Source organism: Zymomonas sp., from assembly GCF_020216885.1.
GTDB lineage: Bacteria > Pseudomonadota > Alphaproteobacteria > Sphingomonadales > Sphingomonadaceae > Zymomonas.
This window is the reverse complement of the sequence record NZ_JAIWON010000168.1, coordinates 1-5,482: the sequence shown is the minus strand read 5'-3', so window position 1 is coordinate 5,482 and position 5,482 is coordinate 1. Positions and strand designations below refer to the sequence as shown.

Here is a 5,482-nt window from a genome sequence, read left to right as displayed (position 1 = left end):
TCGTCAGGCTCATAACCTGAAGGTCGCAGGTTCAAATCCTGCCCCCGCAACCAACACCGTTAGCCCTCAGCTAACGGCTTTTTTTTGCCTTTTTTACACCACCCCAATCTCTCTAGTCATACCAAGCCGAACGCTCTGATTATTCTAATATGGCATGCTTTGAGCCTTGTGCAGGAATGGGGACAGTGTGCAAAGGCTATTGCTCTCGGTGATGTCGTCTGGATTCCACCAGAGGTGAAGCATTGGCATGGCGCGGCATCGAACGAGACCATGACCCATGTGGCTATTGCCGAAGGTCAGAACGGCAAGTCGGTGACGTGGATGGAAAAAGTCACAGACACTCAATATGCTGATGCGGTGAGTGGTCAGAAATGAGACTATAGACCCTGTGACTAGAGGTTAAGCTATTTTTGAAGGCGATCTTATGGCATTTGACGCCTCAGCGCGGCCGAACACAAGGAACATCATTCTTGGCGTGGTGCTGACTGCCTATTTGATGATCCTGCTAGACCTTTCTATCGTGTATACCGGCATGCCGGAAATCGGAAAAACGATGAAGATGAGTCCGGTCTCGCAAACATGGGTGCAGAATGCCTATCTGCTTTTTTTTGGTGGCTTCCTGCTCTTGTCCGCACGCTTAGGGGATACCTTTGGTCGCCAGCGTATCTTAAAGGTGGGTGTCGTTCTTTTTACGGTCGCGTCTTTTGTGATTGGTATAGCCCAGTCATCTTGGGAGTTGATTGCTGCACGGACGGTGCAGGGCGTGGGTGCGTCAATCTTGGCACCGAGCGTTCTGGCGATCATTTCAACCACCTTTCCCGAAGATAGCGAACGCACGCGGGCGCTGGCATGGTATTCTGTCGTCGCCGGAGCGGGCGCAAGCCTTGGCATTGTTGTGCTAGGGGGTATCTTCGCAGACCTGCTATCGTGGCGGATTGGCTTTTTGGTCAATATCCCGATCGGTATCGGCCTGTGGTTTGGCATTACGCGCTATATTCCCGAAAGTGATCGTATCAAGGGTCACTTCGACCTTATGGGCGCCTTTACATCGACTATGGGTGTCGGTCTGCTTGTCTATGGTCTGGTTAACGCGGCGGATGCCGGCTGGTTTGATCGAGTGACACTTGCAACGCTCTTTTCATCGGCTGTCGTTATTTCCTTTTTTGTGTGGCATGAAAGACGGGTAGATGTCCCCGTTTTGCCTATGCATCTCCTATACAGCCGTGAGAGATCTGCGGCCTGTCTGACGCGCATGCTGTGTGTCGGTTCCATCGTGTCCTTTTTCTTTTTTGGAACACAGTTCATGCAGCAAGTGCTAGGCTATTCTGCGTTGCAAGCGGGTCTTGGTTTTTTGCCGATGACGTTGGTTCAGTTCGTCGCCGCTATAGCCATTCCACGCGTCACTCGTCTCATCGGTAATATCCCCATGCTCATGGGATCGCTGTTCTTGATTAGCCTCGGCTTGTTCTGGTTGGCTAGTGCGAGCAACGATGCTTCATTCTGGCAGCTTGGTTTGCCGATGGTGTTGATCGGTATTGGTAATGGTGGGGCAATGGCACCCATGACCGCTTCGGCTGTGCGTGGCGTTGAAATACATGATCAAGGTGCCGTATCGGGTCTTGTCAATGTTGCCCACCAATTGGGTGGATCGATTGGCCTGAGTGCGTTGATTGTGGTTTTCGCTGCTGGAGCCAATCCCCGCCTGACGGCTCCAGTAGAAATGAGCCATCAAATCAGTGCTGTCTTTATCGGTGCGGCTGTGATGAATCTTTTGGGTCTCGCGCTGACCGCGATTTTTATCCTGCCAGCCAATCGTAAGAACAATAGCGAATATGAAGTTTCAGCATGAGATATTTCTCTTTTATAGGTCAGCCATAGGCATCGCATCGACAAGCACATTGAATGCCGGCTTCTGTTGTCGACGATTGAGATAATAAAAGTGATAGCCAGGAAATCGAGGATACCAATCTTCCAAGACCCGCACCAACCGTCCTGACAACAGATGCTCGCGGACAGCCTATCCTATCCGCCACTGCGCTTCCGCCTTGAACCTTGTTTTTAGGTTGATGGTGCGATTTTGGCGGATAGGCTATAGGGCGGTCAAGCTGGCTACGGGAATTAGGGCAGGCGTCACGGTGGATGCGGTTGATATTCCTGTTATGATGACAGGCCGTATCTATGAATCCCAAATTACAGACGTAGAAGTTTAAACGAACCATATAGTCTCACAGCAATGATTCTGAATTTGACCATATTGTGATCGAATGCATTTTTCTGATGGCTAAGTGAAAGACGTTCGTTTCTATTTTTTTTGGCGATTTACTGAATTGAAACCTAAAAAAGATAATTCTGAAATGTAGCTATCCTACTCTGAAATAGATTTTCATGCGGGAAGGGAGGCCATCTCAAGAAGATTGTCTTTAAGAAATTAGAATTTGATATTGATTATTACTATAATTTTTTGATCGTAATTTCATTATTGGCGACCTATTATTATTTTTCTTTTTAAGATTATGAAAGAAATTATTTTCTGTTATATTCTCTAGCTGTTATTATCTTCGATAATATTTTCAGTAACAAGAAACGCGTATTTTATGGTCGATTCTGATGAGATATCAACGCCTGTGCAGCATTATGTTATAAGACAGATGGGGTGGCTCCGCGCTTCTGTGTTGGGAGCCAATGACGGCATCTTGTCAACGTCCAGTCTGATGATCGGCGTGGCTAGCGCGCATGGCAGTTCTGGTAATATTTTATTGGCTGGAATGTCTGGGCTGATTGCTGGCGCTTTATCGATGGCAGCAGGTGAATATGTCTCTGTCAGCTCACAGCATGATATGGAACAGGCCGATGTCGCGCGGGAGCATGCTGAATTAAAGGCTAATCCACATGCCGAAAAACATGAATTGGCTGAAATTTATGTCGAACGAGGACTAGACCGAGAGCTTGCCCTTCAAGTCGCAGAACAGCTTATGGCGCATAATGCTTTGGAAGCTCATTTGAGGGATGAATTGGGGCTAACCGATTCTTTGATTGCTCGCCCTGTTCAGGCAGCCTTAGCTTCGGCGATCTCTTTTTCTGGCGGCGCTATTGTGCCTTTTCTGACCGCTTTATTTAGTCCACCAGAAATCATCAATATAACGATTTCTTTGATTTCAATCCTATGCCTTGCCGTTCTTGGGATGGTTGGAGCGCATCTCGGCGGCGCGAATGTCCCTAAAGCCGCTTTACGCGTTACCTTTTGTGGTGCTTTGGCGATGATAGGAACGGCTGCCATCGGCTCCTTTTTTGGAACGCAGGTTTAATAAAGGGATAAACACCCAGGCCGCCGAATAAAAGCGGCCTTTGGGATAAATAAACTGTCCTTATTAAAAATCTTAATTCGGATTGCGTGCAATATTGAAGTGGGAAAGGACATCCAAAGTAAATTTTAAACCGACGATAAAAGTATTTTTGATGTTCTTTGTGCGAAAAGGTTCGGCGATCTGATCTGGATTGATAATATATTGAAGGTTCGGAGAGACCCTAAAAGCTTTTGAAATTTGGGCGCCATAGGTCAATTCCATCATGATTTCATCACGGGGAACATGTCTTGATCCTCCGGCTGAAGTCCGGGCGACAAGAATATTATCAATTGTCCATTTGCTCATGCGCTGATCGTTGATCATAAAACCCAGCACATCTTTATCTCGACCTTTAAACGTACCGGTCTGGACGAAACCAATTTCTAAAAAATGATCTTCGGCTACCCGTCCGGCAACATTTTTCATCGCCACACCAAAAACCGTCAAGCCTCGTTCGCTGTTCATATTCGGTCGCCAGATCATCTGATCAAAACGGAAGAAAATACCGCCACGTCCATTCAAGGTCGCATAAGGGTCACCTGTCATGACCGCATATTTTCTATTCGCATCCAGCAATGGATCCGTATAATCACCGCCATCATACCATCCACCAATACGATAAGTCCGCGGTAATTTGTCGTTAGAAAAATTGGTCGTATAGGCCAATTCGAATGGTGCCATCGCACCGGTTGCATGTTTTATCGAAAAGGTGAAACCGTCATCATTGGCACGTTTCCGGTAAGGGTTGACTTCGAAAGCACCGCCTTCAAAATAAATTTTCGGCGTTATCCATGCTTTGAAGTAGCCACCCCAAGCCGATGCTGGCCAATAGGTAAAGTTACTATCCTTAAAAATCATGGTCGGGTTACCGCAGGCCGAGTTCGACTGGAAGTTACAGTAAATCGAGGATGAAAAGAACGCGCCTGCGTTACCGGACATCCTACCCGCGACTAATTCTAAGCGGTTATTGAATAGTTTTTGGTTCCACGTAAATTCAGCCAAATGGGTGTTTTGAGTACCCCAGATTTCCTGAACAGACGTATTATTCCCGATCGCTGTGTTCGCAAGATTTTGCCCGTGACGGTTGGTGACATAAAAACGAATAGTCCCGCCTTTCAGGCCGACAAGTCGATCTGTATCAAGGTCTAAACCCATCATAAGCTGGGCAGAGTAAGCCGATCCATGACGAATACCACCAACTGGGTTTGCCGCAGATTCCGCCGTATAGGTCAATTGAGGGGTAACACCCGCATTGATAAGCCATTGAAGATGCTTTTTGGGGCTAGGGATGACTTCTTTGTCTGCCTCTTCTTGTTCTTTTTTGCGGTGCTGGGAAAGAAGCGATGCTTTATTGCCAAAAACCGGACTGGCTCTTGCTCCGGCAGGAAGCGGATCAGCCTCTATATCGGGTGGAACACCATCATCATATTCAGGATCAGGGGTAACACCAAAATTGACATCGGGAGCAGGTGGGATCGCTGCAGAAGCTTCAAAAGCCTGCATAAATACCCCGGCGCATAAAAGGCCCATGGCTCTCAACATCTTTTTTCGAAAAAGATGAAAGCCTTTCATTGGAAACAACCTCTCTTAATATTTATTATTTTATTATTTTGAACCTTAACGCCTATGTTAACCTATCGTCCACAGGGAAACGCTGTCACTGCTATTGGGAAACGCTGTCAGAGGAATAAGTTACGCAACAGACTGCTAGCAGGGCGATTTTTATGTCCTTAGAGGCTGATTCTTTAACTTGATTTTGAGCGAATGCCGCCTGTCACAATTATCTGACAGATGAGGGGTAAGTCAAAAATGGCTATTCAGGCATGCGAGTAATTATGCCTGTCCGGTTTCAATCCTATGACATCTCGACCCGCCTAGGATGTTTTAGATCAGCAAAATGGTGATTTTAGCGTTTTGGTTTTGTACTGGTGCTAAGTTTTCAGGTTTGGTTTTAGCTTTTGGTTTTGTGAGGGCGTTAGTTTTGTTGTGTGTTTTTTAGAAAAAAGATAGAAAAAACAGGTAGTTATAAGAAAGATTACAGAAAAGTGAATTTTTTGCTTGCAAGGTAGGTTTGAAATGCATAGAAGGCCTTCACACCGACGGGGCGCACCACTTAAACGGTTCGCTTTTAGGGGGAA

5 protein-coding genes are annotated in these 5,482 nt (G+C 46.6%); 4 read left to right on the top strand and 1 reads right to left on the bottom strand.

What is annotated here, in order from left to right; all coding sequences use genetic code 11:
- The first annotated feature begins 84 nt into the window (after positions 1-84).
- From LDL18_RS08665 to LDL18_RS08650, 4 genes are all read left to right on the top strand, one after another.
- Positions 85-375 carry a hypothetical protein gene (locus LDL18_RS08665; protein WP_296508782.1) on the top strand — a complete coding sequence of 97 codons (291 nt, stop codon included), beginning with the start codon at positions 85-87 and terminating at the stop codon, positions 373-375.
- A gap of 49 nt (positions 376-424) precedes the next feature.
- Positions 425-1,849 carry an MFS transporter gene (locus LDL18_RS08660; RefSeq protein WP_296508781.1) on the top strand — a complete coding sequence of 475 codons (1,425 nt, stop codon included), beginning with the start codon at positions 425-427 and terminating at the stop codon, positions 1,847-1,849.
- A gap of 217 nt (positions 1,850-2,066) precedes the next feature.
- A complete protein-coding gene (locus LDL18_RS08655) occupies positions 2,067-2,210 on the top strand; it encodes a hypothetical protein (RefSeq protein WP_296508779.1) in 144 nt (47 codons plus the stop codon).
- Between the two features lie 384 nt (positions 2,211-2,594).
- Positions 2,595-3,305, top strand: a complete 711-nt coding sequence (locus LDL18_RS08650) for a VIT family protein (RefSeq protein ID WP_011241589.1) — start codon at positions 2,595-2,597, stop codon at positions 3,303-3,305.
- 72 nt (positions 3,306-3,377) lie between these two features.
- On the opposite strand, the gene LDL18_RS08645 is transcribed toward LDL18_RS08650, so the two are convergent.
- A complete protein-coding gene (locus tag LDL18_RS08645; RefSeq protein ID WP_296508776.1) occupies positions 3,378-4,847 on the bottom strand; it encodes a carbohydrate porin in 1,470 nt (489 codons plus the stop codon).
- Between the last annotated feature and the right edge of the window lie 635 nt (positions 4,848-5,482).